This window comes from Micromonospora parva (genome assembly GCF_040649675.1).
GTDB lineage: Bacteria > Actinomycetota > Actinomycetes > Mycobacteriales > Micromonosporaceae > Micromonospora > Micromonospora parva.
Map to the genome: position 1 here is coordinate 1 of NZ_JBEZFX010000002.1, position 15,961 is coordinate 15,961.

The window sequence follows — 15,961 nt, forward strand, 5'->3', positions numbered from 1 at the left end:
ACCCCGTTGCTGTTCAACAGCAACGGCTCGAAGAAGCCGGCGTACGACGCGGTCCTCGCGGCGTTGAACAACGGCACCACGCCGACCGACCCGCCCACCGACCCGCCGACCGACCCGCCGACCGATCCGCCCACGACCCCGCCGCCGGGGACGGGTGGCTGCACGGCCACGGTGACGGTGAACCAGTGGACGGGTGGCTTCGTGGCGAACGTTCGGGTGACGGCCGGATCGTCGGCCCTCAACGGCTGGACGGTGACGATCGCGCTGCCGTCGGGCGCGACGGTCACCAACGCGTGGAGCGCCGACCGCAGCGGTAACAGCGGCACGACAACCTGGACGAACGTGTCGTACAACGGCCAGGTCGGCGCCGGACAGTCCACCGAGTACGGCTTCCAGGCCAACGGCACCGCCGGCACTCTCAGCCCCACCTGCTCAGCCCGCTGAACCCTGGTCCGGCCGGTGCGGAGGCAGGACCTCCGCACCGGCCGGACCACCCCACCCCCCACCCCCGAGCGGGTGATCAAGAGGTTTGCGTCACGACACGCCGTGGACGCTGACCGAAATCTCTTGATCACCGAGTCGAGGTGGGGGTGAGCCCGATTGGGGACGTTAGGAGGTGCAGATCTTCTTGGGCGGTTGGATGTCCAGTTTGGTGAAGACGTTGTCGACTCTGCCGATGCCCGCCTTCGCCGCGATCGGCCCGGCGTTCACCAGATCGAGGAATGCGTTGATCGCCCTCGTCAGACCAGCGGGAATCGTGTAACCGACGCCGTAGTCCAGGTACAGGCCGAGCTGGGTGCTGCGGCACAGCACGAGCGGTGCCCCCAGCGCGGAGCCGACGGTCAGCCCCACCGAGGCGGTGACTGTCGCGTACAAGCCGGCGGTGAAGCCGAGCGCACCCAGACCAGCCCGGAACGCGGCCTGGTAGTGCACGATGATCCCGTTCACGCCGACCGACGGGCCGCTGATCGAGTCCGTGATGCTGTTGCGGACGCTGAGGCGCCAGGGCTCGGTAGCGCCGAACGCGCCGTTGGCGTAACCGAACCCCATGGAGCCGCCCAGCGACCACTCGCCGGCCGCCTTGATGTTGCCGTCCTTGGCGCTGAAGGCCGTCTGCACGCCGATGAGCTGGTTGGCGGTGACCGAGAACGGTACGCCGAGGATCTCGCCCACCGGCACGCTGAAGTCCAGGGGGATGGGGATACGCTTGTTGATGTTCTGGTGGCTGTCGGTGGCCCCGGCGATCTCGATCCGCAGCCCGGCCATCCCGCCGATCCGCAACTCCGCCCGGCGGACCGTGGCGCCGCGAATCTCCAGGTGGAACCGGGCGGTGGGCCGCTTCATCAGCAACGTCGCGGTGCCCGCCACGCGGATCCCACCGCCGTCGTAACTGAACCGCGCGCCCACACCGCCGGCACAACAGATCGGGGTGACGGCGAACCCGGCCACCCGCCGCTGAGCGGCGAAGGTTCCCGGTCGCACCGCGCGGGCCACCCCGAGCCGCCCACCCGAGGTCGAGTCAGGCCGTTGCCGGGCGACCGGGGCGGTCGAGGCCACGCCCGCGGCACCCTCACCGTCGGCGTCGTACTCCGCCCAGAAGGGCGTGCCCGCGTCGTGCCGGGTCGGGTTCTCCAACGCGACCGGGCCGTCACTGGCGAAGGTGCCGTCGCGGATCACGTCGGTGATGTCCACCGGCCCCAGGGTCACCGCCAGGTCGCCGGTGTCACGGCGGAGGTCGAGCACCCGCCCGACCGCCCGCCCGGTGAGGAACATGACCTTTCCCCGGGCGAGCGTGTTCGCGCCGCTGGCGCGGGGATCGATGCGCCAGGTGAGCGCGTCCGCGGAGAGCCCGCGCACCGACGCGCCGCCGCCACCGACGAACACCACGTCGGGTTGGTAGGTCACCCCGGGGTCGGACGTCGGCGCGGCCCCGTACCGCTGCTCCACCGCCGGGTCGGCGGTCGGCGGCTCGGGCGGCCTCGGTGCGGTGTCACCCCGCCCGCAGGCGGTGAGCAGGAGCACTGTCGCGGTGAGCAACGCGATCACCGGACGACGACGCCCCGGCCCGGCGGGCACCACGTCGCCGCCCCGGACGGTCACAGTCGGCCGGCGACCGTGGCGGCCGCGGATTCCAGGGCCTTGCGATAGACGGCCGGGTCCTCGGTGCGAACCAACCGGACGCAGGCCCACAGCCCGTCCTTGCTGACGAAGACCGTGCCGTCCTCGGCGTACGACTCGTCGCCCACTCCACTGATCGGGGTCAGCTTGTGCCCGAGTTCGCGATCGATGTCCAGGAACTTCTTCGCGCCGTCACCGACATATACCTCGACCTGCGCGGTCGGGCCGGTCGACGGTCCGGTGTAGGTGCAGCTGCTCCGATCCGGCGCGGGCGGCTCCGCTGGCTCCGCCAGCCGGGTGCCGGCCAGCTTCTCGGCCTCCTGCCTGGTCAACAGCGTGCAGGCGTCGACGGCCGTGGTCGCCGGGGCCACCTGCTCCGGCGGCACCGACGGTTCGCCGTCGGAGGTGGCCGCCACTGTCGGCTGGACGCCGGCGGCGGGGTCGTCCCCGTCGCCGCCCGTGCCGCCGAACAGGGCGCAGCCGCCGAGCCCGGCGAGCGCCAGGACCGCCGCGGCCACGGCTCCTCCGGCGCGTCGCCACACCGGTGCGAGGTGGGTCATCGTGGCTCCTCTCCGTGTCTCGGACTCGGCCGGTTCCGGCCTCGGGCTCACAGCGGGAGGGCGTCGAGCACCGAGCGCAACGTCGACTCGTATCCGCCCGAGGTGGCGCCCAGCCGCTCGAAACTGCTCAGGATCACGGTGTAGCTGCCCTTGTCGCTGACCACGACGGCCTCACCCGCGATGTCCTTGACGGCCAGGTACGCCTTGCGGCCCTTGTCGACGTCCCGCACCTCCCGGTAGACCTGGGTGGCCTGATCACGCTGGTAGGCGTAGGTGCTTTCGCCGGCGAGCGGCGATGCGGTGGTGATGGTCAGCGAGGCGACGCCTTTGCCGTCGCCGAACAGGCAGTTGCCCTGGTCCTGCATCGACTGACCGACGAGGTCGGAGACCTGGGCAGCGCTGAACGGGCACGCGGGTCGGGGCACATCGGGCAGGTCACCGCCGGCGTCGGTGTCCGCGTCGGCGTCGACCCCGACGCCGACGACGGGGTCGCTGCCCCCGGTGTCGTCGGGGCCGCAGGCGACGAGCGGGATCAGCAGCAGCGAGCACCACAGGGGTGCGATCAGTCGGCGCATAGTCATGCTTCCTTCACCTGTCGTGGAACGTCCGAAATGGTGGGGTTGGCCTGCGGCGGATGGATCCACCAGGCCGGGATCAGCCGGTCCACCCGCCACGCGCTGACGGCGGCGGCAGCGGCCACCGCCTCCGCGTCGGGGCCTTCGACCAGCGCGATGACGACATCGTCGGTGGGCAACCGGATGGTGGCGACCAGCCGGCAGCCCACCGTGGCGATCAGCGGTGCCACCGCGCCCGCGTCGGCGGAGCAGTAGTACTGCTCCAGGACGAACAGGTGGTTGGCCATGACCCGACGCTAGGACGTGGCCGGCGGCGAGGAATCGGGCGTTTCCCTATGTTTGCGCTTCTGCCCTGGTCATCGCCGCGCCCAGCTCCGCACGGGTGGAGATGCCGAGCTTGCGGTAGACCCGGGCGAGGTTGGCCTCGACGGTCTTCGGGCTGACGAACAGTTCGTCGGCGATGGCCCGGTTGGTCCGGCCGCGCGCCGCCAGCCGCGCCACCCGATCCTCGGTGGGGGTGAGATGCCGGGGTGTCGGTGCCCGGCCGCCGACGCGAGCCAGCTCGGCCCGGGCGCGCTCGGCGAACGCGGCAGCGCCGATCGCGGTGAACTCCGCCACCGCCGCCTCCAGCGCCTGCCGGGCCGGCAACTTGCGGCGGGAACGCCGGTGCGCCATCCCCGCCACGAACAGGCAGCGTGCGCGATCCAGCGGCAGCACATCCGGCGGTACGGCGTCCCGCGCCGCCGTCAACGCGTCGAGCGCCGGCCCCGGGTCCCGGCCGGTGGCGCTGTCCAACAGCACGCGGGCCCGCGCGGTGCCCAGGATCGTCCAGGGCCGGGGCAGGCGGCGATGCCGGTCATTCAGACGTTGCAGCGCGGCGGCGGCCCGGTCGAGGTCGCCGGCCCCGACGCACGCCTCGATCCAGTCCGGCTCGAAGCGCATCGCCAAAGGCTCCACCAGACCCCTGGCATCGATCGTCGCGGCCAGGGTCGTGTAGGCGGCGGCGGCCTCCGCCATCCGGCCGGCCGACAGGGCCACGAACCCGGCCAACTGCTGGTGGATGCGTCGGCACCAGTCGTCGTCCAGCTCCTCGGCGAGCCGCAGGCCGGACTTGGCCACCCGGGTCGCCTCGGCCAGCCGACCCCGGTGGGCGTCGAGCAGGGCGGCCAGCCAGGTCTCCGCGACCAGGCCGCTGCCGAGCTGGTCGCCGAGGTCCCGGGCGGCGGCGATGTGCCGCTCGGCAGTGTCCCACCGGCCGGCCAGCAACTCGGCCTCACCCAGGTGCGAGAGCAACTCGTGCTGTAGGGGCTCGTCGCCGCGGGCCTCCGCCCGAGCGAGCATCCGGTGCAGCCGATCGCGGGCCCGCTGCGCGTCGTCGATCGACTTCCACCAGATCGCGGGCACCGTGCTCGCCAGCCACGCGGGCTCGTCGCCCTCCAGGCACAGTGCCCGCTCCAGCAGGTCGGTACGCGGCGCCCGGCCGAGGCGTACCTCCTGGAAGAAGAGCAGGAGCAGGGCGGCCGCGAGCAGGTCGTGCTCGCCGTCGCGACCGTCCAACAGCGCGGCGGCGGCCTCGGCGTGCGCCCGCGCGGCCTCGGTGTGGTCGTCGAAGACGGCCAGGTGGGCGTGGACGCGGCCGGCCACTGCGGAGCCCGGTCGGGCCGCCGTCAGGGCCCGGGTGCCGATCTCCACCGCCGCCTGGCCGGCCTCGCCGCTGGACCAGGCGACGACGGCGCGCAGCAGCAACGACTCGGCCCGTAGGTCGCCGGTGAAATCGGCGGCGACCGCCTCGGCCGCCTGCCGGGCCGCCGGGAGGTCACCGCTGTCCAGCCGGCAGCGCGCCGCCGCCAGCCGCCGCCGGCCCAGCAGTGCCCGGTCCTCGACCGGGGTGAGCTGGCTGGCGCGCTCGTGCAGATCGGCGGCGAGGTCGGGCGCCCCCCGGCTGTGCCAGCGTTCGGCCGCGGCGGCGAGGGTCTCCGCGACCACCGGGTCGGGTGCTGTCGTGCACAGCGCCAGGTGCCGGGCCCGCTCGTCCGGGTCGGCCACCAGATCGGCCAGTTTGCGGTGCAGGCGGCGGCGGACTCCGGGCGGGATGCCGGCCCGCACGGCGGCGGCGTGCACCGGGTGGGTGAACCGCACGCCCGTCGGTGTCACCACGATCAGCCCGGCCTCCTCGGGGGCGTCCAGCGCGGCGGCGGGCACCCCGGCCGCGGACAGGTCGACGAGCGTGGGCACGGTCAGCAGGGCGGCCAGTCGGAGCGCGTCGCGGCTGGGCGGGGGCAGCCCGGCGACGACGTCGGCGAGCAGGTGGTGCATGGACGCGGCCACCGGCAGATCGTCGCCGGGCGAGGGGTGGCGTGGCAGCCGCTGCATGGCGCGGACCACCTCGATGGTCAGCAGCGGATTGCCCCCGGCCTCCCGGGCCACCCGGACCAGCATCGGTCGGGTGAGCGTGACGCCGAGCTGGTCGCGCACGACGTGGTGCAGCGCGCCGACGTCGAGTGGCGGCAGCTCCACCCGGTCGAGCCGGTTGCCGTGGCGGCCGTCGTCGAGCCCGAGCGGCACGTCCTCGCTGTCGCCTTGGCCGCGTCGGCGACTCACCAGCACGCTCAGGCCCGCCACCCGGCGTAGCGCGTACCGCAACGCGCGCTCGCTCGGCCGGTCCAGCCACGGCGCGTCGTCCACTGCCACCAGCGTCCTCAAGTGGGGGTCGGTCGTGGCGGCTTCCAGCAGGGACCGGGTCGCCGCCCCGACCACCCGGGTGTCGACGGCCTCCCGGACGGTGCCGGAGAGGAGCACGACCTCAGCCGCGGCCCGCTGCGGGCCGGGCAGCGCGGCGACCTGGTCGGCGAGCGGACGCAACAGGTCGGCCAGGGCGGCGTAGGGAAGCTCCGCCTCGGCCTCGGTGGGCGCGCAGCTGAGGACCAGCCACCCCGCCTGGGTGGCGTGCGCGACCAGTGCCCGCCAGAGTTCGGATTTGCCGATGCCGGCCGGCCCCTCCACCAGCACCGGCCCGGATCGGCCCAGCTGCTGCCAGGCCCGGTCGAACACCTCGTCCCGCCCGACGATGGCGCGTCGCATGGGGAAATTCTGGCATCGGCGACGGTCGCCGGGGCATCCCGCCAACGGGTGATCGGGGATGGCCCGGCCGCCCCGAGGAGTCAGCCGTCGATGCGGGTGATGTTGCGGATCTTGTTGGACGCGTCCAGGGCGGCCACCTTGTACGCCTCGGCCAGCGTCGGGTAGTTGAACACCGCGTCGATCAGGTAGTCGATGGTGCCGCCGCAGCCCATCACGGCCTGACCGATGTGGACGATCTCGGTGGCGGCGGTGCCGAACACGTGCACCCCGAGCAGTCGGCCGTCGTCGGGGGAGACGAGCAGCTTCAACATGCCGTACGAGTCGCCCACGATCTGACCCCGGGCCAACTCGCGGTAGCGGGCGACGCCCACCTCGAACGGGGTGGAACTCTCGGTGAGCTGCGCCTCGGTCTGCCCGACGAAGCTGATCTCCGGGATCGTGTAGATGCCGATCGGTTGCAGGCCGTGCATCTCCCGGATCGGCTCGCCGCAGGCGTGTTGCGCGGCCAGCCGGCCCTGCTCCATCGAGGTGGACGCGAGCGCGGGGAAGCCGATCACGTCGCCGACCGCGTAGATGTGCTCCACCGAGGTGCGGTAGTTGCCGTCGACGGCGATCCGGCCGCGTCGGTCGGCCGCCAGCCCGGCCGCCTCCAGCGCCAGGTCGTCGGTCTGGCCCTGCCGGCCGGCCGAGTACATCACCGTGTCGGCGACGATCTTCTTGCCGCTCTTGAGGACGCACAGCGCCGCCGTCTGGTGTTTCTCCACGGCGGCCACCTCCTCGCCGAAGCGGAACGCCACGGACAGGTCGCGCAGGTGGTACTTGAGTGACTCGACGATCTCGTCGTCGCAGAACTCCAGCATCCGGTCGCGGCGCTCCACCACCGTCACCTTCGTGCCGAGCGCGGCGAACATCGAGGCGTACTCCATGCCGATCACGCCCGCGCCGACCACGACCATGCTGCGGGGTACGGCCTGGAGATTGATGACGCCGTCGGAGTCCACGATGGTCCGGTCGTCGAAGTCGACGCTGTCCGGGCGGGCCGGGCGGGTGCCAGCGGCGATGACGATCTTGTCGAAGGTCACCTTGGACTCGCGGCCGGAGCCACCGTCGACCCAGATCGAGTGCGCGTCGGCGAACCGTCCGGTGCCGGTGATCATCGCGACCCGGTTGCGGGCCAGCTGGTTGCGGATGACGTCGGTCTGCCGGGTGATGACGTGCTGGGTCCGGGCGGCCAGGTCGCTGACCGTGATCTCCTCCTTGACCCGGTAGCTGCTGCCGTACAGGTCCCGCTGGCTCAGGCCGGTCAGGTAGAGCACGGCCTCGCGCAGGGTCTTGGAGGGGACGGTGCCGGTGTTGATGCACACCCCACCGATCATGTCGCGGCGGTCCACGATGCCGACCCGCCGGCCGAGCTTGGCGGCGGCGATCGCGGCCTTCTGACCGCTGGGTCCGGAACCCAGCACCAACAGGTCGTAGTCATACACAGGCGTTAGCGTCGCAAGATGTCCTGACGCGCGCCAGACTTCGTACCCGAGTGTTACTCAGCCGCCACCGTGCACATGCCGCCGTTGAGCGTGACCTCCTCCGGTGGCTGTGATCCGGTGGCGACGAACCCCAGCGACACCGTGCCGCCGGGTGGGATCAGCGCGTTGTGGCGGACGTTGCGCACCCGCAGGTAGCTGCTGTCGCGGTCGACGACCTCCGCGCCCCACAGGCTGCGCAGCTGCTGGGCGGCGTAGAACCGCCACCGCATCGTCCAACCGTCGATCGCCGTCGCGCCGGTGTTGGTGACCAGAAGGCGTGCCACCAGACCGTCGGGCCACTGCCCCACCCTCGAGCGGACCGTGCAGCTCGGCGGTGGCGGCAGCGTGGTCACGGTGACCGGTGCGGACATCGGTGACAGGTGGCCGGCCTCGTCGCGGGCCTGCACCACGAAGGTGTACGTTGTGCTCGGCGTCAGCCCGCTGATCTGGGTGCTGTTGCGCCCGGGCGGGTACTGGTACACCTCGCTGACCCGGGTGAGGACGCCGCCGGCGTCGACCCGGAACACCTCGTACCGGTCGAGGGCGACGTTCTCGACCGAGTGCGCCCAGCGCAGCCAGACCAGCGTGGCGGCGACGTCGTAGGCGACCGGTTGGCCGGGTGCGCCGGGCGGTTGGTCGTCTCCCGGTGGCATGGTCACCCGCACTGTCGGGTCGGACAGCGACCGGTTGCCGGCCGCGTCCACCGCCGCGACGGAGAAGACGTACGTGCGCGACGGCCGCAGGCCGGTGATCCGGATGCTGGTGGTGTCGGTCGAGTACTGGGCGCCGGAATCCTCGAACCGGACGCCGACCGGGTAGCTGACCACGCCGACGTTGTCGGTCGCGGGCGCCCAGGTCAGCTCGATCCAGGTGGTGTCGACGGCGACGACGGTGATCGGGCCGGGGGCGGTGGGTCGTTCGGTGTCCGCGGCGGCGTACGCCGGGGTCGCGCCCGCCGCCAGCACTGTCGTCGTGAGCACGCAGGCGGCCAGCGCGGCGGCCCTGGATCGGACGCCGCGCACCTGATGATCGCGCATGATGCTTGCCTCGCTTCCGGGTGACCGCAGCGGACCAGTCATCGACTGCCGACGATGTTAGGCCACTGCTGGTCGCACCGTTGCCCCGTCAGCCGACGAGGCGGCGTTCCCAGGCCCAGGCGGCGATCTCGACCCGGTTGCGGGCCTTGAGCTTCATCTGCACGCTCGCCAGATGGGTCTTGACAGTGCCCACGGCGATGAAGAGCTGGGTGGCGATCTCGGCGTTGGTCAGGCCGCGGGCGACGAGCTTCACGACGTCGAGTTCCCGTGGCGACAGCCCGCCGTCGTCGCGCGCCGGGGCCGGTGAGCTGAGGTGCTCCAACAGTCGTACCGTGATCGAGGGGCTGATCAGCGCGTCGCCGGACACCGCCGCGCGGACCGCCTCGACCAGCAGGGCCGGGCCCGAGTCCTTGAGCAGGAAGCCGCAGGCGCCGTTGGCGAGCGCGGTGTGCACGTACTCGTCGAGGTCGAAGGTCGTCACCACGACCACCCGGACCGGGTCGGTGACACCCGCTCCGGCGAGCAGCCGCAGCGCCTCGAGACCGTCGAGGCGGGGCATCCGGATGTCCAGCAGCACCACGTCCGGGCGCAGTCGTCGGGCCAGTTCGACGGCCTGCACCCCGTCGGCGGCCTCGCCGACCACCTCCATGTCCGACTGGGCGCCGATGATCATGCCGAAGCCGGTCCGGACCATCGCCTGGTCATCGGCGATCAACACCCGGATCACCGGGCCACCGCCGCGGGCAGCGGGAACGCGGCGTCGAGCACCCAACCACCGACGACGCCGGGCCCGGCGGTGATCGTGCCGCCGAGCGCACGGACCCGCTCGGTGAGGCCGATCAGACCGAAACCGTGCCCCCGGGCCGGCGCGGTGCGCGGCGAGGCACCGTCGTCGGCGACCCGGACCAGCAACCAGTCCGGGGTACGCCGCACGACCACATCCACGGATCGGGCGTCCGGCGCGTGCTGACGGGTGTTGGTCAGCCCTTCCATCACCACCCGGTACGCCGACGTCGAGACCTCCACCGGCAGTCCCGTCAGGTCGCCGTCCACGTGCAGCCTGGCCGGCGCGTTCGCCGCGCCGTTGAACCCGGTCAGCAGCGGCTCCAACTCGGTCACCCCGGCCAGCGGGGCCAGCGGCGCGTCCGGTGGGGCGTCCGGGTTGCGCAGGATCCCGACCATCCGCCGCATCGAGGCCATCGTCTCCGCGCCGGCCCGCTCGATCTGCTCCAGGGCGACGATCACCCGCTGCGGGTCCTGTTCGGCGACGAACCGGGCGCCCTGCGCCTGCACCACGATCCCGGTCACGTGGTGGGCGATGAAGTCGTGCAGGTCACGGGCGAACTCCGCGCGCTGCTCCGCCCGGACCAGCGCGATCGCCCGCGCCCGGCCGGCGGCGATCACCCGCAGGTAGAGCCCCACCCCGGCGGCGCCGGCCGCCGCGAGCGCCTGGAGCAGTCCGAAGATCACCAGCAGGTTGTCGGTGCCGACGCGCAGCGGCATCGCGGCCACGGCGAGCCCGGCGGCCACCGCCGCCCACGGGGCGAGCCGGGGCGCACCCCAGCGGCTCACCACGAAGACCACGCCGATCAGCCCGGCCGACTCGGCGAGCCCCCAGGTGCGGGCGATCAGGATGCCGCCGCCTGCGGAGAGGAGCACCACCCCCGCGGTCACCGCCAGTGAGGCGGCGGCGAGGGCCAGCGCGGCCACCGGCAGCCGGCGCGAACCCGGTTGGTGCACCGGCAGCCAGAGCGGCACCGTCGCCACCGCCAACCCCACCGGCACCAGCAGGAGCAGAAGAGCCGACATCCCGCGGTCGTCCGCCGTGCTGGCCGTGAAGTCGAACAGAGCGAGGAGGCCAAAGGCCACCAGCCCGGCCGCCTGGGCCAGGCGTACCCACAGACGGCGAAGATCCGGAGCGCTCATGGTGACCCAGCGTAGCCAGCCGGGCGGAGCTGCCGGATCGGCCAAAAGGCAGACCCGGTGACGGCTATACCCGGCCCCGGGCCGATGCGCCAACCCCACCGCGGCGGCGACGCTTCCCCGGTCACCACGCAGCCACTGGAGGAACGATGACAACCCACGCCCCGCCGCAGACCAGCCACGCCGCGGTCGCCGCGGTCGACCTGGTGAAGGTGTACGGCAGCGGCGAGACCGCCGTCCGTGCCCTGGACGGGGTCTCGGTCGGCTTCGGCCGGGCCGAGTTCACCGCGATCATGGGCTCGTCCGGGTCCGGCAAGTCGACGCTGATGCACTGCCTCGCCGGACTCGACACGGCCACCTCCGGACGCGTCCTGCTCGGCGGTACGGAGCTGACCGGCCGGTCGGACCGGACCCTGACCCGGGTACGCCGGGAGCGGATCGGCTTCGTCTTCCAGTCCTTCAACCTGCTGCCGCAGCTCACCGCCGCGCAGAACATCACCCTGCCGCTGGACCTCGCCGGTCGGCGGCCCGACGCCGACCTCCTCGCGCACCTGGTGCGGGTGCTGGGCCTCGGCGACCGCCTGAACCACCGGCCCAGCGAGCTGTCCGGTGGCCAGCAGCAGCGGGTCGCGCTGGCCCGGGCGCTGGTGGCCCGGCCCGAGGTCGTCTTCGCCGACGAGCCGACCGGCAACCTCGACTCCCGCTCCGGCGCGGAGGTGCTCACCATCCTGCGCGACTCGGTACGCGACCTCGGCCAGACCGTCGTCATGGTCACCCACGACCCGATCGCCGCCGCGTACGCCGACCGGGTGGTGCTGCTCGCCGACGGGCGGCTGGCCGGCGAGATCGACAAGCCGGACCAGGTGTCGGTCACCGACGCCCTGCGTGAGCTGGCGGCCCGGGCATGAGGGCGACGGTGTTGCGTACCCAGACGGCCGCCGCGGCCCGGCGGCCCGGCCGGCTGATCCTGACCGGCCTGGCGATCCTGGTCGCGTCGTTCGTCGTCTTCGGCACCGTGCTGGTGCAGCAGATCACCGAGCGGACCGTGCGGGACAACCTCAGCGGCACCCCGGCCGTCACCGACCTCGTGATCGGCAGCCCCGGCGAGCCGCCACCCACCGTGGCGGACGTGCGGCAGATCCGGGCCGTGCCCGGGGTGGCCGAGGCGGTGGCCCGGGCGTCGGCCGGGATCTCCGTCGGCGAGGGTTACCTCAACCTCCAGGCCGATCCGGGCACCGGCCCGCTGAGCACGGTCCGGCTGATCGAGGGCAGCTACCCGGACCAGCCCGGCGAGATCGCGGTCACGCCGCGCACCGCCGAGCGGCTCGGGCTCTCGGTCGGCACCACCACCAGCGGTACCGGCGGTGAGCTCACCGCCCCCGCCGCACTCACCGTGACCGGCGTGGTGGAGACCGCCGCCGACGCCGGCTACGACGCGTACGCCCCGGACAGCGCGGTGATCGCCTGGGCGCGCCTCACCGGCGTGGAGCGCGTCGACCTGCGAGTTTCCGCCGACGCCTCGACGGAGGTCGTCCGCCAACGGGTGAGCGCGGCGGTCGCCGGCCAGCCGATCCGCTCCGGCGCCGAGGTGCGCGAGGCCGAGGCCAACGCGGCGGCCGAGGAGGTCGGGCGACTCTTCATCCTGGTCGGCATGTTCGTCTCCATCGCCGTCGTCGCCGCGGCGCTGGTGGTCACCTCGACCTTCCGCATCGTCTTCGCCCAGCGGATGCGGCAGCTCGCGCTGCTGCGGGCGGTCGGCGCGAGTCGGGGCACCCTGGTGCGGGCCCTGACCGCCGAGGGAGCCCTGACCGGGCTGGTCGCCGGCGTCGTCGGGGTCGTCAGTGCCCTCGCCCTCGGGTACGCGCTGCCGGCGGTGCTGCGCGCCACCGGCCGCGCGGTCTCCGCGCCGGGCCTGCCACTGGCGACGGCGGTCCTGGTGGTGATCGGTGCTGTCGTGCTCACCGTGCTGGCCGTGCTGGCACCGGCGCTCTCGGCCGCCCGGGTCTCCCCGCTGGAGGCACTGCGGACGGCGAGCACCACCGCCGGCCGGCGCGGCATCGGGGTCCTGCGTCTGGTCGGCGGGCTGATCCTGGCCATCGGTGCGGTACTGGCGGCGGTCGCGACGATCAGTCAGTTGCCGAAGCCGGACCAGTCGAGCTACGACCCCGCGATGCCGCTGCTTCTGCTGGTCGGGTCCGGCGCGCTGGCGTTCTTCGCGCTGGTCGCTCTCGGTCCGCTGCTGGTACGCCCGGTGCTGGCAGTGGTCGGTTGGCCGCTGCGCCAGCTCGGGCCGCTCGGACGGATGTCGGTCGGTGGCATCGGCGGGGCGCCGCGCCGGGCGGCCGCGGTCTCCGTCGTGGTCGCGCTGGGCACGACGCTGATCTCCGGGGTGGTCATCGGCGGCACGTCGTTGCAGGTCCTCGCCGACCGCGAGATGGCGCTCGCGGCCCCCACCGACTTCGAGGTCACCGGCAACGGTGCGACGCTGCCGCCGGCTGTGGTGAGTCGGGCCGAGGCGGCGCACGGCGCGCTGGCCCGGGTGGTGCCGTACCGGAAGGTTGACGACGCCACGCTGCTGCGCGGTGCCGACAGGCTCGGCGCCGTCGAGTCCGGCTACCCGATGAGCGACCTGGACGTGGCGGTGTTGCCGAGCACCGGTGACCTGGACGTGGCCCAGGGCAGCCTGGACGATCGCGGCCCCGGCCGGATCGTGCTCAACAGCTGGGTCGCGCGGGACGCGGGCCTGCGGGCCGGCGACACCGCGACGCTCGCCGTCGCCACCCGCCGGGTCGACGTCCGGGTGGTCGCGGTGCTGCCCGGTGACGGGCCGCTGCACGCGGGCATCCTCGCCGACCCGGCCGACCTGGACCGGCTCGGCGTGGCGTCGGCGTACACCGGTCTGTTGGCGGACGCGGCCGGTGCCGGCGAGGACGGTCGCACCGCCGGTGTGCGGGCGCTGCGGCAGGCGATCGCGGGCAGCGACGGGGTGGGCCTCACGGTGCTCGCCGACGAACGGGACCGCAACGACGCGTTGGTCCGCACCCTGGTCTGGATCGCGGTCGGTCTGGTCAGTCTGACCGTGCTGATCGCGGTCGTCGGGGTGGGCTCCACGACCGCGCTGTCGGTGGTCGAGCGGGTACGCGAGTCCGGGCTGCTCCGGGCGATCGGGCTGTCCCGGACGGGTCTGCGCACCATGTTGACTGTCGAGTCCGGCCTGTACGGGTTGATCGGCGCGAGCATCGGCCTGGTGCTGGGCGTCCCGTACGCCTGGTTGGCGGTGCAGGCCCTCGGGATCGCGGCACCGCTGACCGCGCCGCTGCTGCCGCTGGCCGGGCTGTTCGTGGTGCTGGTCGGGCTGACCGCGCTGGCCGGGGTGCTGCCGGCCCGTCGGGCGTCGCGGGTCAGCCCGGTGGTGGCGCTGGGGACTGACGGCTGAGCACCGCCGTGGGGTGGCGTCGGTTGTCGGCGCCGCCCCACGGCGGCCCGGTCAGTTGGGGTTGTTGGCGTGGGTCAACGTCTCCCAGGCGACGAAGAGGTTGTTGGTTCCGGCCGGACGTTGTTGCAGCGTGAGGGTCTGGGTGTTGGTCATGACGTTGCCCAGCCGGTTGCTCATCGCGTTGAAGCCGACCTCGGTGATCGGGCCGAGGCCCCGGGTGAGGCTGCCGCCGCAGAGCCAGGAGGGCGGCGCCTCGCCGAGCTGGTAGCGCGAGTGGAAGCCGAGCGCCTGACGCAGCCGCTCGCCGACCTGCGGGTACAGGTCGCGGCCCTGGATCCGGGAGGTCTCCGCGACGTGTGAGATGGCGGAGATCCCGTACCCGGTGTGGACGAAGTCGCGGCAGGTCTCCTGGGCCAGGCCGGCGACGAAGGTGGACTGGCCCTGCCAGTAGCCGATGATCTCCGCGCTGGTGTCCAGACCGCTGCCGGGCGTGGTGTACGGCAACGCGCCGTCGCTGGGCAGGTACACGAAGGCCCGGGTGCGGTTGAGGAAGCGGGTGACCGCCGCGTCGTAGGCGCTGCGGTCGTCCAGGAACACCGCGATGCCGACGGCAGCCTCCATCATGGTCAGTTCCCAGTTGCCGTTGCTGTTCGAGCCGTTGCGCACCATCGGCAGGTAGACGGTGCGCAGCATGGTGGCGAAACGGCTGGCGTTGGGCCAGCTGGTGTACGTGTACTTGATGATCTCGGCGGCCCGGGGCCAGACCGAGGCGGCCCAGCCGGTCTGCAGCGGGGCGTTGCTGCCGGTGTGGGCGGTGATCGTGGCCGACCACGCGTCCATGATCTGAATGGACTTCTGCGCGTACCGGGCGTCTCCGGTGACGTACCAGGCCAGCGCGTCGGTGTACGCGGCGATCGCGTCCTCACGCTCGTCGGTGCAGCCGTTGTTCGGGTTGGAGTAGGAACCGCACTCGACCACCGAACGGGGCGCCGGGGTACGCGACAGGGAGGCGTACCGGCTGCTCATCATCTGGTTGTAGGCCGCCGCCCACGGCTGCGCGCCGGCCTGGACCCGACCCCGGACGAAGTCGAGCTGGCCTCGGCTGACCAGCACGCCGGGGTGGGTGAAACCGGCAGAGGGCGGTGGTGTCGTGCCGCCGCCGCTGGGCAGTGTCCAGGTCTGGTTGGCGGTGCCGGTGCAGCTCCAGATCTGCAGCGGGGTGCCGTCGGCCGAGCTGGGACCGGTGGCGTCGAGGCACTTGCCGGAGACCGGGTTGACCAGTTGGCCGGCGTTGGCCGACCACTGTTGCGCCCCGGTGCCGTTGCAGTCGTAGATCTGCACCCGGGCACCGTTTGCCGTGCTGGCGGCGGCGATGTCCAGGCACTTGCCCAGCGCCCGGATGGTGCCGTCGTCGGCCACCGTCCACTGTTGCGCGGTGGAGCCGTTGCAGGTGAAGAGCTGGACCTGGGTGTTGTTGGCCGGGTTCGCGGCGGCCACGTCGACGCACTTGCCGCCGTACCCGGTGATGGCGCCGGTCGCGGCCGCCGTGGCGGGTGCCGCGCCGACGACCATCGCGGCCGGTACGGCGAGCAGGGCCGCGGCGAGCGCGGAGGTCAGTCTGATGCGGGGGTGGCGGGGCACGAGCCCGGCCAGTCGTCGCGCCATGTCGGGGTCCTTCCGGGGCGGCGAAATAACTGTAAAGTGTGTT

Annotated in this window: 13 protein-coding genes; 3 read left to right on the forward strand and 10 right to left on the reverse strand. The window is 73.0% G+C overall.

Annotated elements, in window-relative coordinates:
* Positions 1-444: cellulose binding domain-containing protein (locus AB0C03_RS05225; protein ID WP_357634550.1), on the forward strand; the 444-nt coding region annotated here is incomplete at its 5' end.
* A gap of 165 nt (positions 445-609) precedes the next feature.
* Here AB0C03_RS05225 and AB0C03_RS05230 read toward each other — a convergent pair.
* The 9 genes from AB0C03_RS05230 to AB0C03_RS05270 form a co-directional block, all read right to left on the reverse strand.
* Positions 610-2,100 (reverse strand): hypothetical protein, encoded by a 1,491-nt coding sequence (locus tag AB0C03_RS05230; protein ID WP_357634553.1) that lies wholly within the window; start codon positions 2,098-2,100, stop codon positions 610-612.
* On the reverse strand, positions 2,097-2,678 hold the full coding sequence (locus AB0C03_RS05235) for a DUF3558 family protein (RefSeq protein WP_210864346.1): 582 nt from the start codon (positions 2,676-2,678) through the stop codon (positions 2,097-2,099). The genes AB0C03_RS05230 and AB0C03_RS05235 overlap by 4 nt, the downstream gene beginning before the upstream one ends.
* A gap of 47 nt (positions 2,679-2,725) precedes the next feature.
* Positions 2,726-3,259 (reverse strand): hypothetical protein, encoded by a 534-nt coding sequence (locus AB0C03_RS05240; RefSeq protein ID WP_357634556.1) that lies wholly within the window; start codon positions 3,257-3,259, stop codon positions 2,726-2,728.
* On the reverse strand, positions 3,256-3,540 hold the full coding sequence (locus AB0C03_RS05245; protein WP_030338145.1) for a hypothetical protein: 285 nt from the start codon (positions 3,538-3,540) through the stop codon (positions 3,256-3,258). The genes AB0C03_RS05240 and AB0C03_RS05245 overlap by 4 nt, the downstream gene beginning before the upstream one ends.
* A gap of 46 nt (positions 3,541-3,586) precedes the next feature.
* Positions 3,587-6,334 (reverse strand): AAA family ATPase, encoded by a 2,748-nt coding sequence (locus AB0C03_RS05250; protein ID WP_357634559.1) that lies wholly within the window; start codon positions 6,332-6,334, stop codon positions 3,587-3,589.
* A gap of 80 nt (positions 6,335-6,414) precedes the next feature.
* Positions 6,415-7,818: a Si-specific NAD(P)(+) transhydrogenase gene (sthA, locus tag AB0C03_RS05255; RefSeq protein ID WP_030338148.1), complete on the reverse strand. Its 1,404-nt coding sequence runs from the start codon at positions 7,816-7,818 to the stop codon at positions 6,415-6,417.
* Between the two features lie 53 nt (positions 7,819-7,871).
* Positions 7,872-8,894 (reverse strand): fibronectin type III domain-containing protein, encoded by a 1,023-nt coding sequence (locus AB0C03_RS05260; RefSeq protein ID WP_167337360.1) that lies wholly within the window; start codon positions 8,892-8,894, stop codon positions 7,872-7,874.
* Positions 8,895-8,982: 88 nt separating this feature from the next.
* Positions 8,983-9,621 (reverse strand): response regulator, encoded by a 639-nt coding sequence (locus AB0C03_RS05265; protein WP_030338152.1) that lies wholly within the window; start codon positions 9,619-9,621, stop codon positions 8,983-8,985.
* Positions 9,618-10,820, reverse strand: a complete 1,203-nt coding sequence (locus AB0C03_RS05270) for a sensor histidine kinase (RefSeq protein WP_030338154.1) — start codon at positions 10,818-10,820, stop codon at positions 9,618-9,620. The genes AB0C03_RS05265 and AB0C03_RS05270 overlap by 4 nt, the downstream gene beginning before the upstream one ends.
* Positions 10,821-10,966: 146 nt before the next feature.
* On the opposite strand from AB0C03_RS05270, the gene AB0C03_RS05275 reads away from it, so the two are divergent.
* Positions 10,967-11,725, forward strand: a complete 759-nt coding sequence (locus tag AB0C03_RS05275; protein WP_030338156.1) for an ABC transporter ATP-binding protein — start codon at positions 10,967-10,969, stop codon at positions 11,723-11,725.
* A complete protein-coding gene (locus AB0C03_RS05280; protein WP_357634565.1) occupies positions 11,722-14,253 on the forward strand; it encodes an ABC transporter permease in 2,532 nt (843 codons plus the stop codon). Before AB0C03_RS05275 ends, AB0C03_RS05280 begins: the two co-directional genes overlap by 4 nt.
* A 51-nt stretch (positions 14,254-14,304) precedes the next feature.
* Here AB0C03_RS05280 and AB0C03_RS05285 read toward each other — a convergent pair whose 3' ends face one another.
* Entirely contained in the window at positions 14,305-15,918 is a 1,614-nt protein-coding gene (locus tag AB0C03_RS05285; protein ID WP_247676366.1) for a ricin-type beta-trefoil lectin domain protein, read from the reverse strand.
* Between the last annotated feature and the right edge of the window lie 43 nt (positions 15,919-15,961).